The 20,255-nt window shown below is 69.9% G+C and carries 15 protein-coding genes; 7 read left to right on the top strand and 8 right to left on the bottom strand.

From position 1 onward, the window contains the following. Positions 1–16: 16 nt before the first annotated feature. The 5 genes from B9Y95_RS04800 to B9Y95_RS04780 all read right to left on the bottom strand — a co-directional run bounded on the left by B9Y95_RS04800 (position 17) and on the right by B9Y95_RS04780 (position 7,817). Positions 17–2,269, bottom strand: a complete 2,253-nt coding sequence (locus B9Y95_RS04800; protein WP_085510811.1) for a beta-L-arabinofuranosidase domain-containing protein — start codon at positions 2,267–2,269, stop codon at positions 17–19. A 2-nt stretch (positions 2,270–2,271) separates the two neighbouring features. Beyond that, on the bottom strand, positions 2,272–4,626 hold the full coding sequence (locus tag B9Y95_RS04795) for a beta-glucosidase family protein (protein WP_085510810.1): 2,355 nt from the start codon (positions 4,624–4,626) through the stop codon (positions 2,272–2,274). Continuing rightward, entirely contained in the window at positions 4,623–5,516 is an 894-nt protein-coding gene (locus tag B9Y95_RS04790) for a carbohydrate ABC transporter permease (protein WP_085510809.1), read from the bottom strand. Before B9Y95_RS04790 ends, B9Y95_RS04795 begins: the two co-directional genes overlap by 4 nt. Then, entirely contained in the window at positions 5,516–6,475 is a 960-nt protein-coding gene (locus B9Y95_RS04785; protein ID WP_079705845.1) for a carbohydrate ABC transporter permease, read from the bottom strand. The genes B9Y95_RS04790 and B9Y95_RS04785 overlap by 1 nt, the downstream gene beginning before the upstream one ends. 82 nt (positions 6,476–6,557) lie before the next feature. Next, positions 6,558–7,817 carry an ABC transporter substrate-binding protein gene (locus B9Y95_RS04780; RefSeq protein WP_159453329.1) on the bottom strand — a complete coding sequence of 420 codons (1,260 nt, stop codon included), beginning with the start codon at positions 7,815–7,817 and terminating at the stop codon, positions 6,558–6,560. Positions 7,818–8,075: 258 nt separating this feature from the next. Here B9Y95_RS04780 and B9Y95_RS04775 point away from each other — a divergent pair, with 258 nt between their 5' ends. From B9Y95_RS04775 to B9Y95_RS04755, 5 genes are read left to right on the top strand one after another with little or no spacing between them, the layout of a single operon-like run. Beyond that, positions 8,076–9,074: a LacI family DNA-binding transcriptional regulator gene (locus B9Y95_RS04775; protein ID WP_085510807.1), complete on the top strand. Its 999-nt coding sequence runs from the start codon at positions 8,076–8,078 to the stop codon at positions 9,072–9,074. A 52-nt stretch (positions 9,075–9,126) separates the two neighbouring features. Further along, the gene (locus B9Y95_RS04770) at positions 9,127–11,337 is read left to right on the top strand and encodes an alpha-galactosidase (protein ID WP_085510806.1); all 2,211 of its coding nucleotides are present in this window, start codon (positions 9,127–9,129) and stop codon (positions 11,335–11,337) included. Between the two features lie 37 nt (positions 11,338–11,374). Beyond that, on the top strand, positions 11,375–12,910 hold the full coding sequence (locus tag B9Y95_RS04765; protein WP_085510805.1) for an alpha-N-arabinofuranosidase: 1,536 nt from the start codon (positions 11,375–11,377) through the stop codon (positions 12,908–12,910). Then, positions 12,907–14,205: a glycoside hydrolase family 27 protein gene (locus B9Y95_RS04760; RefSeq protein ID WP_234993962.1), complete on the top strand. Its 1,299-nt coding sequence runs from the start codon at positions 12,907–12,909 to the stop codon at positions 14,203–14,205. Before B9Y95_RS04765 ends, B9Y95_RS04760 begins: the two co-directional genes overlap by 4 nt. Beyond that, positions 14,205–16,595, top strand: a complete 2,391-nt coding sequence (locus tag B9Y95_RS04755; RefSeq protein WP_085510804.1) for a glycosyl hydrolase family 95 catalytic domain-containing protein — start codon at positions 14,205–14,207, stop codon at positions 16,593–16,595. Before B9Y95_RS04760 ends, B9Y95_RS04755 begins: the two co-directional genes overlap by 1 nt. Positions 16,596–16,614: 19 nt before the next feature. On the opposite strand, the gene trxA is transcribed toward B9Y95_RS04755, so the two are convergent. The 3 genes from trxA to B9Y95_RS04740 form a co-directional block, all read right to left on the bottom strand. Next, positions 16,615–16,992 carry a thioredoxin gene (gene trxA / locus B9Y95_RS04750; RefSeq protein WP_085510803.1) on the bottom strand — a complete coding sequence of 126 codons (378 nt, stop codon included), beginning with the start codon at positions 16,990–16,992 and terminating at the stop codon, positions 16,615–16,617. Between the two features lie 95 nt (positions 16,993–17,087). After that, positions 17,088–17,858 carry a DUF2510 domain-containing protein gene (locus B9Y95_RS04745; protein ID WP_143736330.1) on the bottom strand — a complete coding sequence of 257 codons (771 nt, stop codon included), beginning with the start codon at positions 17,856–17,858 and terminating at the stop codon, positions 17,088–17,090. 30 nt (positions 17,859–17,888) lie between these two features. Further along, the gene (locus B9Y95_RS04740; RefSeq protein ID WP_085510801.1) at positions 17,889–17,972 is read right to left on the bottom strand and encodes a DUF2510 domain-containing protein; all 84 of its coding nucleotides are present in this window, start codon (positions 17,970–17,972) and stop codon (positions 17,889–17,891) included. A 178-nt stretch (positions 17,973–18,150) separates the two neighbouring features. On the opposite strand from B9Y95_RS04740, the gene B9Y95_RS04735 reads away from it, so the two are divergent. Both B9Y95_RS04735 and B9Y95_RS04730 read left to right on the top strand, forming a co-directional pair. Beyond that, positions 18,151–18,993: a helix-turn-helix transcriptional regulator gene (locus B9Y95_RS04735; RefSeq protein ID WP_085510800.1), complete on the top strand. Its 843-nt coding sequence runs from the start codon at positions 18,151–18,153 to the stop codon at positions 18,991–18,993. A 162-nt stretch (positions 18,994–19,155) separates the two neighbouring features. Further along, a complete protein-coding gene (locus tag B9Y95_RS04730; RefSeq protein WP_085510799.1) occupies positions 19,156–20,217 on the top strand; it encodes an ABC transporter substrate-binding protein in 1,062 nt (353 codons plus the stop codon). Positions 20,218–20,255: the final 38 nt, after the last annotated feature.

Below are 20,255 nucleotides of genomic sequence, written 5' to 3'. Positions count from 1 at the left end.
GCGCCGGTACCGGTGGTCAGGCGCCCTCGGCGGTCAGCACTCGGAGTTCGGTGCACCGCGGGGTCTCGCGATCCAGGTCCGCGACGAGCGCGAACCGCCGGACACCCCACCCGGCGCTGGTGGGCGTCAGGGGGTACTCCGCCCACTCCAGGTCGTCGTCTCGCCCACCCTCCCGCGGGGCGACCGGCGTACCGTCGATCTCGAGGGTGAAACCGTGGCCCGCCGGGTCGTGCAGCCAGGTCACTCTGACGACCCGGCCGAGGAGATGCGGGTCGACGAGCGTCACGGACAGACGCTCGGCCGTGCTGCGCCAGCGGACACCACCCACCGCGCCGCTGGCGCTGGCCACCCCCTCGAACCCGTGATCCGCCTCCGGCTGCTGCTCGCCCAGAGCGACCCGGTCGACCGTCCGTCCGTCGATGCTCGAGGCGCGTCGGTCCTGCTCGGCCAGGGCGGTGCGGCGCCGAGCGACGGCGTCCTCGTCCGCCGTCGACGCCACGGGGAACGTGACGGTGTACCGCGCGTCGTGCAGACCTGCGAACGGTTCCAACGGGATCGGTCCTCGGTCGGAGTCGACCCGGAGTCGCCCATCGGCGTCCCGGTAGGGCACAGCCGACCGCGGGACGATCGGTGCCGAGGCGAGCAGGGTGAGCGGGCCGACCGCCGTGTGCGGCGCGTGGGCGCGGCCGGCCAGCACCACGTCGGTCGGCAGCGACTCGCCACGGGCGGCCAGGACGGACGGACCCCAGAGGAGCGAGGTCCAGTCCGAGCCGTCCGGGTACGGTTCGGCGCGGCCACCCATGGTGAGCTCGAACGACACGGTGTCGCCGTCGCTCCACTCACGATCCAGGACGAGATGGCCGCGTTCGAGTTCAGCGGTGACCGGAGCGCCGTTGAGGAACACCTCGGGTGTCGGAACACTCCACCCGGGGACCCGGACGCGGAGCCGGAACCGACGCGGGCCGGTGAGCCCGAGGGTGAGTCCGACCACGCCGTCGGACGGGAAGGCCGTCCGTTGCTCCAGCTCGAGACCGAGTTCCGGGATCCGCACGACCGAGGGCGCGAAGAGCTCGACCGACACCGTGTCGTCGTCGAACCGGTACAGCGACTCACCGTGTTTCGCGTGGCTCTCCAGACCGGTCCCGACGCAGCACCAGAAGCTGTGCTCCGGCGAGGAGTAGACGCGGTAGTGGTCGGGTCGCATCGAGGTGAAGTAGACGAGCCCGCCGTGCTCGGGGTGCTGCGAGGACAGGAGGTGGTTGAAGAGGATCCGTTCGAGCGCGTCGGCGACCGCCGGGTCGGACCCGTCGGCGCTGAGCCGTCGGCCCAGCTTGATCAGGTTGTAGCTGTTGCAGGTCTCCGGGCCCTCCCGGTCCTCGGTCATCGGGGTGAAGTCGTCGATGGCGTGGAAGTGCTCGCGGACACTGTTGCCGCCGATCGCGACCGTGCGCCGCGTCAGGATCGTCTCCCAGGCGAACCGGGCCGCACGGGCGAGGGCCGGATCACCGCTCCGCGCGGCCAGGGCGGCGAAGCCGACGAACTGCGGGATGCGCGTGTTTGCGTGCAGGCCGGTCAGTTCGTCGGACCGACGCGACAGCGGTCCGCTGAGGGCGGTGGACGTGAAGCGGGCTGCCATCGCGAGATGGCGGGGATCGCCCGTGAGGTCGAAGAGGTCGACGTACGCCTCGTTCATCCCGCCGATCTCGGTCTCGAGCATGAGCTGGAAGTGCTCGTCGTCGATCCCAACGGCGAGCTCCTCCCACCAGGTGGCGAGGCGCAGGACGACGTCGGGTGCCACCTGGTTCCCGGTCAATCGGGCCGCATCGATGAGACCGGCGTACAGCTTGTGCAGGTTGTACCAGGGCACCCAGCGGCCGGCGCGGAACGTCGATTCGGTGATCCCCGCTGCGACCTCGGCCCAGAGCTCGGCACTCCGAGGGACTCCACCGACGTACCCGGTACCCAGGTGGTCCTGTGCGCGGGCCAGTTCGGCGACCGTGTACTCGAGCCGGAAGCGCAGGACGTCGTCCCCGGTGGAGGCGACCATCAGGGAGCAGGCCGAGAGGTAGTGTCCGGCGGTATGGCCATCGAGTCCGCGCACCTCCCAGTCGTCGTAGGACGCCGCCCGGGGCTCCAGGCCCGCCTCACGGAGGAACGGGGCGAGCAGGCGATCGGGCTCGAGGGCTCGCAGGTAGGCGCGGTCGGCCTCCTGCGCCCGGAACAGGGGCCCACCCGTGAGGGTGACCTGGGAGATCGGGACGAACGGCATGGTCAGGCCTTCCTCGGGGCGACACGCCGCCAGTCCACGCGGAGCTCGCGCGGCCCGACCAGCTCCCGCCGGCTGCCGGTCACCTCGATCGTGTGGGTGAGCGGACGCTCGAGTGCCGACGGCCCGGCGGACAGGACGTACGTCCCCGGCTCGACCACCCGGCGGTCGTCGACTCCGGTGAAGGACAAGCGATCGGCCGACACCGAGAAACGCACGGTTGCCGACGTCCCTGCAGCGACCGTGAGGCGTGCGAACGCGAGCAGCTCGACCGACGGACGCACGACCGAGGCGACCGGATCCGTGCCGTAGAGCTGGATCACCTCGATGGCGTCCTCCACACCCACGTTCTCGACCGTCACATCGACGAGGACCTCGCCGTCGACGGCGAGCTCCGCTGCACTCGTGAGCGATCGGTAGCGGACGTCCCCCGCGGTGAGGCCGTGACCGAACGGGAAGAGCGGCGTGGGGTCGAGCACGCTGATCCCGCGGGACGCCAGACCGAGCGGCGGCTGCAGGTACGTGCCCGGCATGGCCGGCGAGCGAGGGATCTGCACCGGGAGCCGTCCGCTCGGCTGCACGCGGCCGGACAGCAGCCCCGCGACGGCTGCCGCGCCCTCCTGGCCGGGGAAGAACGCCTGGACCAGTGCATCGGCCCTGTCGTAGTCCCCCAGTGCGTAGGGTCGCCCGGACAGCACGGTCAGGACGACGGGCGTCCCGGTCGCGAGGACGGCGAGCACGAGGTCGTGCTGACCCCCGGGGAGGCGCAGGTCCTCGGCGTCACAGCCTTCTCCCGAGGTACCATCGCCGAACAGGCCCGCGATGTCGCCCACGGCCAGCACGACGACGTCGGCCGCACGCGCTGCCTCGACGGCGGCCGGAACGTCCTCCTGACCGGTCTCGGTGATGCTGCATCCCGGTTCGACGACGATGTCAGCCGCGGGGAACTCGGTACGCACCGCGTCCAGGATCGTCGGGATGGTGATGCCGAGATCGTGCCCGGGGTGCTTCGACAGCACATGGTTGGGGAACGCGTAGCAGCCCACGAGACTGCGGAACTGGTCGGCCGCCGGCCCGATCACGGCGATGCGCGCGGTGGTCTCGAGCGGGAGGACAGCGCGGTTCCGGAGGAGGACGACCGACTCCTCGGCCAGACGCGTCGCGATGGCGCGGTTGCGGGGGCCGTCGAGGTCGATCGATGCGGCGTGCTCCGGCACGAGCGGACCCCCGTCGAGCAGGCCGAGCTCGATCTTCTGCCGCAGGTGCCGGAGCACGGCCCGGTCGACGAGCCGCTCGTCGAGCGCCCCGTCCTGGACCAGCCCGACGAGACCGGCGCCGTAGCCGGCGGTCTCCGGGAGCTCGACGTCGATCCCGGCGGTGAGGGCGAGCGCGCCGGCTTCCGCCGCGTCACTCGCGACGTGGTGCATGGTCGCCAGGAACGGGATCGCCCAGTAGTCGGCGACGACGGTGCCGTCGAAACCCCAGTCGTCGCGCAAGATGCCGGTGAGCAACTCGACACTGGCGCCCGCGGGGACGCCGTCGAGATCGGTGTAGGCGTTCATCACGCTTCGCGCTCCCCCGAGCCGGATCGCCGTCTCGAACGGCGGAAGCACGATATCGGCGAGCTCGCGGCGCCCCATGCTCACCGGGGCGTGGTTCTTCGCGCCTCGTGACGCGGCATAGCCGGCGAAGTGCTTGAGCGTCGCCACCACCCCGGACCGTTCGAGACCACGCACGTACGCGGCGCCGAGCTGACCGACCAGGTAGGGGTCCTCCCCCAGCGTCTCCTCGACCCGGCCCCAGCGGTAGTCGCGCACGACGTCGAGGACCGGCGCGAGTCCCTGATGGACCCCGACCGAGCGGAGGTCGGCTCCGATCGCCTCCGCCATCCGCTCCACGAGCTCCTCGTCGAACGAGGCGGCCCAGGCGAGCGGCGTCGGGAAGGCGGTCGCACCGTAGGCGGCGAACCCCGTCAGACACTCCTCGTGCGCGATCGCGGGGATGCCGAACCGGTTCCCGGCCACGACCTGCTGTTGCCGTTCCCGCAGGCGGTCGGCGCCCTCGGCCACTGTCACCGGTTCGGTCCCGAAGATGCGAGTCAACTGCCCGAGGCCACCGGTGAAGTCGCCGGCGGGCCCCGATGCCGACGTGGCCGGGTCGTCGGAGCCGTCCACGCTCGGCGCGAATTCGCCCGCCGTGTCGGTGAACCAGACCGAACCGAGCTGGCCGACCTTCTCCTCGAGGGTCATCTCATCGAGGAGTGCTCGCGCCCGCTCGTCGGGTGACGCCCGTCGGTCGTTCCAGACGCCTCGGACGACGCCCGACGTGGTCGGCGTGACGCCGTCGTGTTGCAGGGTCATCCCTTGAACGCTCCGTCCATGATCCCGGTCACCATGCGCTTGCCGACGAAGATGAACGCGATGAGCAGCGGGATGGTGGCCAGGAACGACCCGGCCATCGCCAGGCCGAGGTCGATCGACCGCTGCGACTGCAGGGCCTTGATCGCGATCTGGACCGTGTACATCTCGGGCGACTTCAGGACGATGAACGGCCAGAGGAAGTCGTTCCAGGATCCGACGAAGCCGAGCAGTCCCAGGACGAACGCCGCCGGCCGGATGACCGGGAAGACGATCCGCCAGAAGATCTGCCAGGTGTTGGCGCCGTCGAGCTTCGCCGCCTGGAGGAGCTCGTCGCTCACGGAGCTCGAGATGTGCTGACGCATCCAGAAGATGCCGAACGCGCTCGCGAGGCCGGGGACGATGAGTGCCTGCAAGGTGTCCACCCAGTCGAGCGCGGAGATGATCAGGTACTGCGGGATCACGCTCAGCTGCGTCGGCACGGTCATGGTGAGGACCACGAGGATGAACAGCGCGTTGCGGCCGCGGAACTCCAGTTTCGCGAAGGCGAACCCGGCCAGGGCACAGAGCAGGGCCGATCCGACACCGATCGACAGCGCGACGACGAGGCTGTTGATCATCGATTGGATGAACGGCACGGTCTCGAGCACGAGCCCCACGAGGTGGAACAGGTTGTCGCCCGGATACAGCCGCGGTGGCAGGGTCGTCGCCGTCGCCGAGTCCGTGGTCGCGACGACGAACATGAAGTACAGCGGGAACATGCTCACGACGACGGCGCACACGAGGAGGACGTAGGTGTACCACGGGATGCGACCGATCCGGCCGCCGTTCCGTTTCCGGCCGGCGGAGGTCGCGCTCGCCATCAGCTGGGTGGAGTTGAGCGTCTCGGACATCAGCGTCCTCCTCGGGTGCGGGTGGACAGGAAGAAGTTCAGCAGGGCGACGAGGACGACGATCACGAACAGCGCGACGCCGATCGCCGAGCCGTATCCGAACTCGAACTGGCCGAAGCCCTGCTCGTAGAGGAACAGGGTGAGCGTCTGGCACTGTCGTGCCGCACCACAGGTGAGGCCGGTGGCCGGGTTCACCAGCAGTGGTTCGGTGAACACCTGGAGCCCGCCGATCGTCGAGGTGACGATCGTGAACACGATGATGGGACGCAACGACGGGATGGTGATGTAGACGAACTGCTTCCAACCGCCGGCACCGTCGACGGCGGCCGCCTCGTACACGTCGCGAGGGATCGCCTGCAGTGCCGCCAGGTAGAGCAGCGTCGTGTAGCCCGTCCACCGCCAGACGACCATGAGCGCGACGAGGAACCACGAGCCGACCTTGTCGTTGAGGAAGTCGACGTGGTCACCGCCGAAGAAGCTGATGAGGTAGTTGAAGAGCCCGTAGTCACGGTCGAACAACTGGGCGAACACGATCGTGGTCGCGGCGACCGAGGTGATGTACGGCACGAGCATCGCCATCCGGAACCCGGTGGCGAAGCGCAGGCGGACGTGGTTCAACAGATGAGCGAGGCCCAGGGCGATGACCAGCTGCGGCACCGTGGAGATGATGAAGATCGCGAAGGTGTTGAGCATCGCGTTCCAGAACCGCGGGTCGGCCGCGAGCCTGGTGAAGTTGTCGAAGCCGATAAAGGTCTGCTGACCGATCGGGTTCCAGTCGAAGAGGGACACCACGAAGGTGAACAGGAGCGGGATCAGGCCGAAGACGGCGAAGATCAGGAAGAACGGGGCGATGTAGACGTAGGGGGCGAAGCGTTCCGGCAGGGTGTTGCGGATCCGCGTCCCGATACCGGGTGGCGACTGTTTCGGCAGCAGCCGAGGTGGGGCGATGTGCGTGGTCACGATGATCCTTCAGGGGCGTTCCGGCGTGTTGCGCGGCCGGAACGCCCCGGGTCGGAGCGGACGGGTGGACGGGGTCGTCGGGTCAGCCGCCGAGGGCGTCCTTCACGGCCTTCATCGCGACGTCCCAAGCCTTGTCCGGTGGGGTGTTGCCGGCTTCGACGTCCGTCACGGTGTTGATCATCGCGGAACCGATCGTCGCCGTCTCCGGACCGTTGAAGAACGGCTTGAACTCCTGCAAGGACTTGCCGAGCACTGCGCCGATCTTCGAATCACCGAAGAACGGGTCGGTGTAGTCGGCGATCGCCGTGGACTCGTACGCGGAGACCGTGCTGGGCAGGGCGCCGGTGTCGGTGAAGTTCTTCAGCTGCGACTCGGGTGACTGCATCTCCTTGATGTAGGCCCACGCCGCCTCCGGGTTCGCCGCGCGCTTCGGGATGGCGAGGTAGCTGCCGCCCCAGTTGCCGGCGACCTTGGGCACCGTCGTCACGCGCCACTGGCCCGAGGTGTCGGGCGCGTCCGTCTTGATGCTCTTCAGCATCCAGGACGGAGCCGCCATCGCGGCGAAGGCGCCGTTGGTCTTGCCCGTGCTCCAGCCGGTGGAGAAGGCGGGGACGTTCGCGGTGATGCCGGCCTCGATCGCCTTGATCGAGATATCGAACGCCTCCTTCACCTGCGGATTCGTGTCGTACACGAGCTCACCCTCGGGCGTGTAGTACTTCTCGTCGACCTGGTTCACGGTCTGGAAGAAGACCGAGGTGCCGGCGTTGTCGAGGAACGGCTTCCCCGTGGCGGCGACGTACTGCTGGCCGACGGAAATGAAATCGTCCCAGGTGGGCCAGAGCGCCGCGACCGCGTCCGGTTCCGACGGCAGGCCGGCGGCCTCGAAGAGGTCCGCGCGGTACGCCATCGACATCCCGCCCACGTCGGTCGGCACCCCGATGACGGCGTCGTTCTGGGCCACGGCCTGGTCCCAGACCCACGGCAGGTAGTCCCCGGAGATGTCGTCGGCGCCCATCGTGCTCAGGTCGACGAAGTTGTCGGGGTTGGCGACGAAGTTGGGCATGTCGTCCCCCTGGATGAGCACCAGGTCGGGGACCTTGCCGCCGGCCAACGCCGCGGTGAGCGCCTGGGCGGTCTCCTGCGTGCTGCCGACCTCGGTGAGCTTGACGGTGATGTCGGGGTGCGCTTCCTTGTACTTCTCGACATCGGCCTTCTGGTTGATGCCCGTGAAGGACCAGAACTGGAAGGTCTTGTCATCGCCGCCGCCGGACCCGGAACAACCGGTGACCAGGGCGCCGACCATGACGGCGACGGTTGCTGCTGCTGCAAGACGGAATTTCACTGGAAATCCCCCTCCTATGCGGGATCGTGTTCCGCGGTGTCGCGCTACGTTGCGGTCACCGGCCGGAGATCGCTCTCTGGCTCGCGCCGATGTCGACTGGATCGGGGAGCATCCGGACCGTTCGGGCGTGGTGATCACCATAGGCAGAGGGGTTCCAAGGCACCAGGGCAATATTGCGCAACTCGGAGACCGCTCTCTCGGATTCTGCGATGCTCGTTGCCAGACCACCGGCAGGTGGACGATCGCAAAGGAGCGAGGATGCGCAAACCGACCCTGGTCGACGTAGCCCGAGAGGCCGGCGTCTCCCGAGCGACCGCGTCGCGGGTCCTCGCCGGTGCCTCAACGGTCGACGCCTCGATGGTCGTCGCGGTGCGCGAAGCGGCCGCGAAACTGGCCTACCGCACGAACGTCGCAGCCCGGTCGCTCGCCGGCGGCAGGACGGGCGCCGTCGCGATCGTCCTCGCGGCGGGCGAGCTCGAACCGTTCTCCGGATCGTTCGTCGCGGCACCGCTCAAAGGCGCCACCGCGGCGCTCCTGTCGGCAGCCCAGCAACCCGCACTCTTCCTCGCCGACCCGCGCCAACTCGACGCGCTCGTCGCCTACCTGGCGGCGCACTACGTGGACGGGGCGGTGGTGATCCTGCAGCACGAGATCAGCACGATCACCCAGGCGCTCGCCTCGGTGGATCTCCCCATCGTCTTCGTCGGCCGCCCGATGGGTGAGCACACGGAGGACGTCACCTTCGTCGACTCCGACAACTACGCCGGCGGTCGACTCGCGGCCGAACACCTGATCGCGCTCGGCCGCACGCGGATCGGCGTCATCTCGGGCCCCGCCGACATGGCCGCATCCAGCGACCGTGTCCGAGGCTGGCGGGACGTCCTCACCGAACGTGGCCTCGACACCCGTGCGGTCGCCCGAGGCGACTTCACCATGCCGAGCGGGTCGTCGGCCATGGCGCGGTTGCTCTCCCGATACCCGGACCTCGACGCCGTCTTCGCGGGCTCCGACCTCATGGCGGTCGGCGCGATGCGCGTCCTCGAGGCCAGTGGCCGCACGGTCCCGGACGACATCGCGCTCGTCGGATTCGACGACACGGTCGTCGCGGCCACCGCGGAGCCACCGCTGACCTCGGTCCGTCAGCCGTTGGAACAGATGGGCAGGGTCGCCGCGGAACTCGTCATGGAGCTCATCGCCGGCCGGACGACCGCACCACGTTGGCTCGACACCATGCTCGTCGTCCGGGACTCAGCCTGACCTTCGGCCCACCGGCCGTCACACCCGCCTCACCGACCGCTTCGGAGGAACCATGTCCGACCTCTCAGCGACGCCCGAACACCGCGTCGTCCATCTGCAGTGCGACGGCGTCTCCGTCGTCCTCGTCCAGCACGGCACCCGCCTCCCCACGATCGCGCACTGGGGTACCGCCGTCGATGCCGACGACCTCGAGTGGATGGCCGCGGCCACATCCACCGTGCGCGGGGACCTCGTCGACGGATCGGACGCGCCGTACGAGCCGAGCCTGTTGCCCGAGCACGCGTCGGGCTGGTCGGGTCTCCCCGGCCTCCGGGCGCATCGCGCCGGGACGGCCTGGTCGTCGCGCTTCGACGTGACCTCGGTCGAGGTCGACAGAGCGGCACTCCCGGCCGGCGAGGTGCGGCAGTGCGGCGTCGCGCTGGTCGAGGTGACCGCGGTCGACGACCAGACCGGCATCGCTCTCCTCGTGGCGATCGAACTGACACCGAGTGGCCTGCTGCGCACGCGCGTGACGGTCACGAACCGGGGCGACGACCTCCTGGAGATCGAGGGTGTCGTGCCGGCCCTCCCGATCCCGACGTCGGCTCGGGAGATCCTCGACTTCGCCGGACGGTGGGGCAACGAGAAGCTACCGCAGCGGCTTCCGGTCACGACCGGGACGCACCTCCGCGAATCGCGGCACGGTCGCCCCGGTCTCGACGCCACCGGGGTCACCGCGATCGGAACACCGGGGTTCGACAGCCGGACCGGTGACGTCTGGCTGTGCCACGTCGGTTGGAGCGGCAACCACACGATCGGCGTCGAGCGCACCGACGGACACCTGTCGTTCCGTGGCGGCGAGCTGCTCCTGCCCGGCGAGGTCCGACTCGGCCCTGGCGAGGACCACCGGACTCCATGGGTGTACGGGGCCTACGGCGTCGGCCTCGATGCCGCCTCGTCGCGGTACCACCGTTGGCTGCGCTCGACCTCGCGGGCGGCTCGTCGTCCGCGCCCCGTCACCCTGAACGTCTGGGAGGCGGTCCTGTTCGATCACGACCTCGACGTCCTCACCGAGTTGGCGACCCGGGCCGCGGCCATCGGTGTCGAGCGCTACGTGCTCGACGACGGATGGTTCCGTGGACGCCACGACGACACCCGCGGCCTCGGCGACTGGACACCGGACCCCGCGCGTTGGCCGGACGGTCTCGCGCCGCTCGCCGACCGGGTGCGATCACTCGGTATGGAGTTCGGGCTGTGGTTCGAACCCGAGATGATCAACGAGGACTCCGACCTGGCACGGGAGCACCCGGACTGGATCCTGCGGGCGAGGGACGAGCTCCCGTCGCCCGTCCGGCACCAGCAGGTGCTCGATCTCGGCAACCCGGCGGCCTTCGACCACATCCTGCAGGCCATCGACACGCTGGTCGTCGAGCTGGGGATCGCGTACCTGAAGTGGGACCACAACCGCGACCTCGTCGATGCCGGCCATCCGTCGACCGGGCGGGCGGCCGTGCACGACCAGACCGAAGCCCTCTACCGGCTGCTCGACGAGCTCCGATCGCGGCACCCGCACCTCGAGATCGAGAGCTGCGCCTCCGGTGGAGGCCGCATCGACCTCGGCATCCTCGAACGGTCCGATCGCGTCCACACCTCCGACAACCACGACCCGATCGAGCGGGCCCGGATGCTCCGATGGACGGGGCTCCTCGTCCCACCCGAGATGCTCGGGTCGCACGTGGCCTCGGCCAGGTCGGCCACGACCGGACGCACGCACACGCTCCATACCCGGTGCGCGATCGCGCTGCTCGGGCACTTCGGTGTGGAGTGGGACCTGCGCGAGCTCGACCTTGCGGATCGGACGACCCTCGCCAGGTGGATCACCGTGTTCACGCGTCATCGCGAACTCATCGCCACCGGCCGCGTCGTCGGCGACGGCGAGTGGGACGACGACGCTCCGACCCTGCGCGGGGTCGTCGCGGAGGACGGCACCACCGCGCTGTACACCCTCGTGACTCCCCCGTGGTCGGCCGACTCCCGTCGTCGGGTCCGCCTTCCCGGACTCCGCCCGGGCGGTCACTACCGCCTCGCCGTCGCGCAGGACGACTCCCTCGGCCCGCGCTGGGTGATCCCCCAGTGGCTCCGGGATGCGCCTCCACTCGACGCCGACCCGGCCACGCTCGAGGCGGCGCCCGTGCTGAGCGGTGGCCAGCTCGCCGTGATCGGCCTCGACCTCCCCACCTTCCAGCCCGACCGCGCGATCACGATCCTCGTGACCGCCGTCTGACCCACGACCCGCTGCACAGAACAGGACCACATCACCCATGGACTCCACTGCGACCGTCACCGTCGACCTCGACCGGCCGGGCCCCACGATCAGTCGACACGTCTACGGCCACTTCGCGGAACACCTCGGGCGAGGGATCTACGACGGCTTCTGGGTCGGCGAGGACTCGCCCGTGCCGAACGTCGGCGGCATCCGGCTCGACGTCGTGGAGGCGCTCCGCGAACTGCGCATCCCGAACCTCCGCTGGCCGGGCGGCTGCTTCGCGGACCGCTATCACTGGACGAGCGGCATCGGACCTCGCGAGGACCGCCCGAAGCTCATCAACACGCAATGGGGAGGGACGAGCGAGACCAACGCGTTCGGCACCCACGAGTTCATGGAACTGTGCGAGCTCCTCGGTGCCGATGCCTACGTCTCGGGCAACCTCGGCTCGGGCACGGTGCAGGAGATGGCGGACTGGATCGAGTACCTGACCGGTGCCGGGGAGACCCCGATGGCCGAGTTGCGTCGGGCGAACGGCCGGGAGGAGCCCTGGGACGTCCAGTTCTGGGGGCTGGGAAACGAGCCCTGGGGGTGCGGCGGCAACCTGCGCGCCGGCGCGTACGCGGACCTCGCACGCCAGTTCGGCACCTTCTGCGAGAGCGGCGGGAAGGTCCCGCTCTACCGGGTCGCCGCCGGCGCCGACGGGTTCGACGTGGCCTGGACCAAGACGCTGATGGAGGTCGTCGCCGACGTGGCCACCCATCCGTTCTCGGCGACCCCCTGGGAAGCCGTCTCGGTGCACTACTACACGATCGGCGGCAGCTGGAAGGCGAAGGGCAGCGCGACCGGGTTCGACGCCGCGGAGTACTGGAGCACGATCGCCGCAGCACAGGGCGTCGAGCAGCTGCTGTCGTCGCACGCCGCCGTCATGGACGTGTACGACCCGGAGGAACGGTTCGGCATGGTGCTCGACGAGTGGGGCACCTGGTGGGACGTCGAGCCGGGCACGCACCCCGGGCACCTGTTCCAGCAGAACACCATCCGCGACGCCATGGTGGCGGCCTGGCACTTCGACGTGTTCCAACGCTTCGCGGGCCGGCTGCGCATGGCCAACATCGCGCAGACGGTCAACGTCCTGCAGGCGATGCTCCTGACCGATCCCGACGGCGGCGAGATGGTCCGGACGCCCACCTTCCACGTCTTCGAGATGAACAGCCCGCACCAGGACGGCACGTCCCTCCCGACACACGTGGTCGGGCCGGTCCGCGACGCCGACGCCGCCCACGCGGCCGGCATCCCGACCGTCTCCGCCTCGGCGAGCGTCAAGGACGGCGTCCTCCATTGCTCGCTGACGAACGTCGACCTCGACGCGCCACTCGTCATCGAGGTCGACGTCCGTGGCGGGTCCGTGGTCGAGCCGCACGGTCGGCTGCTCACCGCTGCGCGGCCCGACGCCCACAACCGTCCCGGTGAGACCGACGCCGTGTCACCGCGACCGCTCACGGGTCTCGACGTCACACCGACGGGTCTTCGCGTCACGCTCCCACCGCACTCCTTCGCCACGATCACGGCTCAGGTCGTCGCCTCATGAGCGAGGCGGACGTCGCGATCACCGAGGTGCGTGCAGCACGTCGGGCGCGGGCGGACCGCCCGCCGATGGGCTGGAACAGCTGGGACTGTTTCGGAGGGTCCGTCACGGAGGCCGAGGTACTTGCCAACGCCGCGTTCCTGGCCGAGCACCTGCTGCCCGTCGGCTGGGACACGGTGGTCGTCGACATCCAATGGTACGAACCGGCGCCCGGCGTCGGCGACTACGAGCGCGTCTCCCAGCCGACGCTCGACGCCTGGGGCCGACCGCAACCCGCGCCGAACCGGTTCCCGTCTGCGGTGTCGGGCGGCTTCCGCGCGCTCGCCGACCGCGTGCACGTGCTCGGGCTCCGCTTCGGGGTACACCTCATGCGAGGCGTGCCGCGTCTGGCCGTCGACCTCGAGCTGCCGATCCTCGGCTCGACGGCCCATTGCGGGGAGATCGCGGATCCGACCAACGTCTGCCCGTGGAACCCCGACAACGTCGGCGTCGACATGACCGCCCCGGGTGCGCAGGCCTACTACGACTCGGTCATGGCGCAGCTCGCCGACTGGGGTGTCGACCTCATCAAGCTCGACGACGTGCTCTACCCACCGATCCAGACCGCCGAGATCGAGGCCATCTCGCGCGCGATCGATGCGACCGGACGACCGATGGTGCTCAGCCTGTCCCCGGGGAAACGACTCTCGACCGAGCACCTCGACACCCTCCGATCGACGGCGCAGCTGTGGCGGATCTCCGACGACCTCTGGGACGACTGGTCGGCGGTGCTCGAACAGTTCCAGCGCCTGGCCCGCTGGGCGCCCCTGCAGCGTCCGGGGGCGTGGGCCGATGCGGACATGCTCCCGCTGGGGCGGATCGGCATCCGGGCTCACGTCGGTTCGGACCGGCTGAGCCGCCTCACCCTGGCCGAACAACGGACGCTCATGACCCTCTGGTGCATCGCCCGCTCGCCGCTCTTCTTCGGCGGCCACCTCCCGGACACCCCCACGCACACGCTCACGCTCCTGACCAACCCGGATGTGCTCGCACTGCTCGGCAGCGACGGGAGCCGGGAGGTCATCCGCGACGGCTCCCTCGTCGTCTGGGCGGCTGAGCTCGGCGAGACCCGGTGGCGCGCGGTGTTCTGGCTCGGCGATGCGGACACGGAGCTGCGGGTGCACCTGGCCGATCTCGGTTGCGCCGATCGATCGTCCGTCACCGAGCTGTGGAGTGGTCGGCCGTTGCCGGTCGTCGACGGTGCCGTCGACACGGCCCTGCCCGCGCACGGTGCCGTGCTGCTCCGGCTCGACCACTGATGGATGACCGACAGCAGCGCGTCGAGCGTCATCGAATCGAACTCGACGGACCGGCCACCCGGCTCGTCGATCGGTTCCTCATCGGGAACGGGACGTTGGGCGCGGCGCTCGACGGTGTGCCCGGACGGGAGGGCATCGACCTCTCCCTGGACACCCTGTGGTCGGGAGGTCCGCGACGTCCTGGCGACGGGCTGGCACCCCGCCCGGATCCCAGCCCGCTCGAGTCCGTCCGCCGAGCGATCGCCGACCGCGATCCCGTCGCGGCCGATGCCCGCGCGGCTGCACTGCGCGGGAGCACGTTCACCGAGTCCTTCCAGCCGCTCGGCCGGCTCACGATCGATTACGCGTCGCCCGACGGCGGTTCGCGATCGACACGGACCTCCGATCTCGCGCGCGGCGTCGTCGAGACGACGTCCACGAGCGGTGGCGAGGCGGTCACGCTCCACGCGTTCGTGTCGGCGGTGGACGACGTGCTCGTCGTCGAACTGCTGGGTGACGGTGTCCGTGAACCGAGGGTCGGGTTCGCGACGCCGCACCCGTCGACGACGGAGGAGCGCACGGTCGGCGACACCCGGTGGTGGTCGGCGACCGGCCGTGCGCCGGCGAGCGTGCGACCCTCGTATCTCGGCGGTGACGATGACGAGGCCGTCCGATACCCGACCGACGTCCCGGATGCCGACGGTCTCGTCGACGCCGGCATGGCCTGGGCGCTGTCGATCGCGGTGCAACCGATCCCGGGCGGGTTCCGCCTCGTCGTCGGTACACGTTCCGGACACCGCGGGTGGCAGGCGCGACCGCTCGGTGACCCGTCGCCGCTGCTGGAGCAGAGCAGGGCGACGGTCTCGCGTGCGTTGCAGCGAACCGGCGAAGCGCTGCTCGAACGGCACGTGGCCGACCACCGGTCGCTCTTCGACCGCGTCGACCTGGATCTCTCGGCATCAGCGTCGGCGTCGGCCGACCTCGCGGAGCGCTACTTCGACCTCGGACGGGCGCTCCTCATCGGCAGCTCCCGACCGGGGAGCGAGCCGGCGAACCTCCAGGGGGTCTGGAACGATCAGGTCAGACCGCCATGGAGCGCGAACTTCACCACCAACATCAATCTCCAGATGAACTACTGGCCGGCGGAGAGCACCGGCCTGGGTGACCTGGTCGAGCCACTCACCCGGTTCATCGACGAACTGGTGGACGCCGGGCGGCGCACCGCCGGCGAGTCCTATGGCCTCGACGGGGCGGCAGCCCACCACAACAGCGACCTCTGGCGGCACACGGACGCCGTGCCGCTCGACGCGCATTGGGCGAACTGGCCGAGCGCGCTCCCCTGGCTCGTCGCGCACCTCCACCGCCGTCTGGACGACGGTGGCGCTCATCACGCCGAGCACGTCGCCGTCCTGCAGACCGTCGAGCCGGTGGTCTCGTTCGTCCTGGGAATGGTCGTCACGGATGCCGCCGGATCGCTGGTCGTGAGTCCGTCGACCTCACCGGAGAACCGGTTCGTGGTCGACGCGGATCACACGGCGGCGGTGACGGCCGGCGCGGCGATGGACCAGGAGCTGGTGCACGAGTGCCTCCGCGAGTACCTCGCCCTCGCGGAGCGGGTCGGCGACGGCATCGCGGACGTCGGGCTCCTGGCTCGAGCACGCGACACCGTGGCCACCCTCCGGCTGCCGCAGGTCGGCGCGGACGGAACGCTCCTGGAGTGGGCCGAGGAGCGGGAGCCGACCGAGCCCGGCCACCGGCACCTCTCCCACCTGTACGGCCTGTATCCGGGGACCCGGATCACCGAATCGGACACGCCCGAGCACGTCGAGGCAGCCCGACGCGCACTGCGACGGAGACTCGCGAACGGCGGTGGCGGAACCGGGTGGAGCATGGCCTGGGTCCTCTGCCTGGCCGCACGACTCCGTGACCCGGGGCTCGCGTCCGAGGCGCTCGACACGCTGCTCGGTCCGCTGTCATCATCCGCGCTGCTCGACCTGCACCCGATGGGCGACCTCGACGACGTGTTCCAGATCGACGGCAACCTGGGTGGGACGGCCGGTGTCGTCGAGCTGCTCGTCCAGGGGCACGGCGGTGTCCTGTCGCTACTGCCGACGCTCCCGGGCGAGTGGTCGGCGGGACGGTTCCGAGGGTTCCGGGTCCGGGGTGGACACGTCGTGGATGTCGAGTGGAGCCGTCATCGCCCCGTCGCGGCGACCCTGCTTCTCACGTCCGGCGGCGTGCTCGTCGAGCTGCCGGACGACGGCTCGATGGTCGCGATCACGGGCCCTGTCTGCACACTTCCAACCTGGCTGGAGGACGGCGCGCCGGCCGGGCGGCGGCGGATCAGGCTCGACGAGCCCGGTGTCCACCGGCTTGAGTTCGCGCGTCCGCCCGGCGAGCCGGAGGACTGACCACTCCTCGGTACGTCGGCTACTCGGCCTGTGCCTCGGCCTTCGCCGCTGCGATGGCGGCGTGCACCTCGGACATGTCGAGACCGCGCACCTGCGAGATGAGGTCCTCGAGTGCCGGCGCGGGGAGGGCACCGGCCTGCGAGAAGACGAGCACGCCGTCGCGGAACGCCATGAGCGTCGGTATCGACGTGATCTGCATCCCGCTCGCGAGCTCCTGGTTCGCCTCCGTGTCGACCTTGGTGAACACGATGTCCTGGTGCTGCTCGCTCGACTGCTCGAAGACGGGGCCGAAGGCCTTGCACGGGCCGCACCACTCGGCCCAGAAGTCGACCAGGACGATGCCTTCGGCCGACACGGTGTCCTCGAAGTTCGAGATGGTCAGTTCCTGCGTGGTCATCGTGTGCCCTTCGGATCGGTGGTCGGACGCGTCGCATCCGACTGACGAGCCTACCCGCGGACGACGGGCCGTCCTCCCCTTGGACCGTTCCGTGGTCAGCGCCCGGGTGGCTGCTCCGGGAGGAGCAGGAGCCGGCGTTGCATCCGCGACATGATCAGGAGCACCCCGCCGAGGACCGCGAACAGGACACCGCCACCGACGACGAGGCCGCCGATGAACCCTCCGAGGAAGCCGTAGCCGTCGCCGCTGCCGTTGACGAGGATCACCACGCCGACGATGCAGGCGAGCACACCGATCCCGAGGACGACCCAGGCCATGACGAGGTAGGTGCGGAACGCGCGCGCTCCGTGGAACGTCGGCCGGATGCCGTACTGGGTGCCGACGTACTGAGCCCAGCGTGAGCCGGTCCACCACCTCGTCGCCCGCGGCGACACGGAGTACCACCCGGCACCGGGACCGTCCTGCTCACCGGGCAATGGACGGACCACGTCGATGAACACCGGGGCGCCGACCGGTTGCGGGATCCGCCGCACGGCGGTCGTCTGGGCGGCGATACCGAACCAGAGCAGCGTCAGGAGGAGCATCGGGAATCCGTTGAACGACAGGTGGCTGGACAGCGCGCCGAGGCTGAACTGCGCGATCGCCAGCACGAGGAAGATCGAGCCGAACACCCAGGCCAAGCTCGGCTGCTCGGTGGTCGCCCAATCGGTCCCGGGCTTCCCGTTCTTGACCCTGAGCCCCGTCCAGTGCGAGCCGTCCCACCATCGGAGCTGATCCGGCCCCGTCGGATACCAGCCCGGCTGCGGTCCGGACGGCAGCTGCGACGGCGACGCCATGGGAGTCGGTGCCAGCAGTGTGACCGGCACCTCCTGCTTCACCGGTGGCGCGGCGTCGGCCTACTGAGCGGTCCACTGCGTTCCATCCCACCAGCGCAGCTTGCCCGGCGTCCCCGCCTCGTACCATCCCGGTGCAGCGGTCATCGCCGCTCCTTCCCCCGAAGATCACGCTCATGACGTCCATGCAGCGACCCCAGTGTTCCCGCTCCGCCCGTCCCTGGCAAGCCGACGGCGAGGACCGGCCCGCTACCATGGCGGACATGGCAGGCTCAGCGACACCGCGTCTCGATGACGTGGATCGTCGCCCAGCAGGGAGCGCACGTTGAGCCCGTACAGCCGGGTCGACTGGGACGCGAGCCCCGAGCATCCGTCGTCCGTCGCCGAACCGTATCTGATGGGCACCGGCGTGGTCACCGACGAGGACACCGGGAGCCGCCCGCTCTCGCCGCCGCACCGTCATCCGGACGCCATGCTCGCCTGGTGCTACCGCGGGACCGTGTGGGTGCACCTCCCGCACGCGATGTGGCGTCTGGCCCCGGGCCAGGGCGTGTGGATCCCAGCCCACACCCCGCACACGGCGCATCACGAGCGCGACTCCACCGGGTGCTACACCTACCTCCCCGCGGCCTCGCTGATCGCTCCGGTCGAGACCGTCGCCCAGGTCCTGGTCCCGCGTGCGGTGCAGGAGATGTTGCTCCACCTCGGGATCAACGACATGCCGACCGACCTGCGGGTCCGAGCGCAGGCGGTCCTCATCGAGATGCTGCAGCAGTCCGCGCCGGAGACGGCGGACGGTTGGGGCGAGATCCCGATGCCGTCCGACGACCGTGTCCATCCGCTCGTCCGTGCGATCCTCGCTGACCCGGGTGACCCCCGGGGCGCGCGCGAGCTGTTCGACGTGCACGGCCTCCACGAGCGCACCGTGCTGCGGATCTTCCAGCACGACACCGGGATGAGCTTCGCCCGGTGGCGGACAGGCGTCCGGATGACACTGGCGGCGCGCCTGATCATCGACGGCATGCCGATCGGGGCGGCGGCGCACCGCTGCGGGTACGCATCCTCGAGCGCCTTCTCCGCGAGCTTCCGAGCCCGGTTCGGCATGACCGCTCGTGAGTACGTGGCACGGGTGCGGGCGGACCCTGCCCATCAGCTCTACTGGCGCTGATCCACCCGGGCACGCATCATCGTGTCGGATCTCCGACAGAAGTCGTCGGTTCCTCGACACTGTCGCGCCGTGAAGCGCCCTACGATCATTCTGTTAGGACATGCTTACCTAACTTATGGATCGCCAGCGGTGATCCCACTCCCCCCTCTTCAAAGGAGCCCCATGCCGCACGCTTTCGCGCGCCCGAACGCCCGCCGAGGATCCGCCCTCCTCGCCGCCGTCATCGCCACCGCTCTCGCCCTCGCCGGATGTTCGGCCGCCACCGGCGACACCGGATCGACGACGGCATCGACCGACGGCGTCGTCATCGAACACGCCCACGGTGAGACCGTCATCCCGGAGAAGCCGGAACGGATCGTGGCCCTCGGGTGGATGACGCCCGACATCGTCGCCGCCCTCGGCACCAACCCCGTCGGCATCGAAGAGGTCTGGGGTGCCGGTGAGAGCGGCTACCAGCCCTGGTTCGAGGACTACGTCTCCGAGGCGTACGGCGAGATGCCCGAGATCATCCCCTTCACGGACGACGGCCCGAACTACGAGGCGATCAAGTCCCTGAAGCCCGACCTGATCCTCAGCCTCTACTCCGGTGTCACCGACATCGAGTACGAGCGGCTCACCGAGATCGCCCCGACCGTCCCCTACATCGAGGGAGCCTGGAACCCGGGCACCTGGGAGGGCATGACCCGCACCGTCGGGAAGGCGATGTCGGAGGAGGCCAAGGCCGAGGAGCTCATCGGCGAGACCGACGACCTCATCACCTCCCTCGCCGACGCACACCCCGAGTTCGACGACAAGAGCTTCGTCTGGGGCCTCACCCTGAACGAGGGAGGGACGGACCTCGGCGTCTACCTCGAGTACGACCCGCGGGTCCGCATCACCGAAGCGCTCGGCTTCACCTCGACGTCGGCGATGGACAGCTTCCTCGCGAGCGCCGAGGGCGACAACTGGTACACCGGCGTCAGCCTCGAGCAGCTCTACGACGTGGACGCAGACCTGTTCGCCGCGTGGGGTGGAAGTGCCGAGGAGGGGACGTACACGGTCGAGAACGCCGTGGTGTCGCGCTGGGCGCCGATCGCCGCCGGGTCCTACGTGATCTACGCCGACGCCGCCAAGGCCTCGGCGATCAGCGCGCCGACCGTCCTGTCCCTGCAGTACGTCCTGCCCGGCTACGTCGACGACCTCGCAGCGGCGCTGCAGGGCGAGCCGACCATCGACGGCAAGTGACATCGGAGATCTCCCGGTCCGCCGCCCCGCCAGCAGCG

This window comes from Plantibacter flavus (genome assembly GCF_900177615.1).
Classification (GTDB): Bacteria; Actinomycetota; Actinomycetes; order Actinomycetales; family Microbacteriaceae; genus Plantibacter; species Plantibacter flavus.
This window is presented reverse-complemented; position numbering and strand designations above follow the sequence as displayed.